This window comes from Wolbachia endosymbiont of Tuta absoluta (assembly GCF_059414725.1).
The window spans coordinates 1-676 of sequence record NZ_JBNRJY010000313.1; the positions used below are offsets into that span (position 1 = coordinate 1).

The 676-nt window shown below is 37.4% G+C and carries 2 pseudogenes; both read left to right on the plus strand.

What is annotated here, in order from left to right:
* Positions 1 to 222 precede the first annotated feature (222 nt).
* Positions 223 to 525: pseudogene (locus ACJ5GX_RS03465) on the plus strand (hypothetical protein); the annotation flags it as partial.
* 7 nt (positions 526 to 532) lie between these two features.
* Positions 533 to 676: pseudogene (locus tag ACJ5GX_RS03470) on the plus strand (WPE palindromic element domain-containing protein); the annotation flags it as partial.

Genomic DNA, 676 nt, shown 5'->3' on the forward strand with positions numbered 1-676 from the left:
CAACCTCTTTAAACACCTGTTCGGTACGTTCGCACCATTGCGAGTACGACCTGCAGGTAAGGGAGGCAATATTCTAAATCATCTCTGTACAAAACAAAAGCAAAACCTTGCACTATTTATCAGTTATTCAGTGTAATTTCCGATGAAAATTTCATCATTTTTCATAAGGAAAATCTGTATTTAATCTTTATAATCGTCACATCATGATAAAACTGGACAGTTATGACCCCTGCACAGGATGCTTTTGCTGCGCTTCGCTATCGAGATTTCTCCATCGTCACGATCAATCAATTTTGCTTAACACTGGCAATTTTGATCCAAGAAATTATTGTCGCCTATTCACTGTATCAAATTACCAAAGATCCACTTACACTCGGTTTGATTGGATTGGCTGAGGCGATTCCTTTTATCGCATTGTCCCTATGGGGTGGTTATTTTGCCGATAAGCTGAATAAACAAAGTATTATGAAAGTATGTTTATTCTTTTCTTTCCCTTTACCCTTAGTGCTTTGGTACTTATTTCACAGTTACGATCGATCCAAAAAATTTGATTGCAAATGAACACACCAGACAATTGTGTAATAAGAGCTGGTCAGATACTCGAATGACAGAAGAAATTTTATTGACAGCAAGATGTGATAGAGTTGAGTATCTACCAGGTGGGCAAGTAGCAATT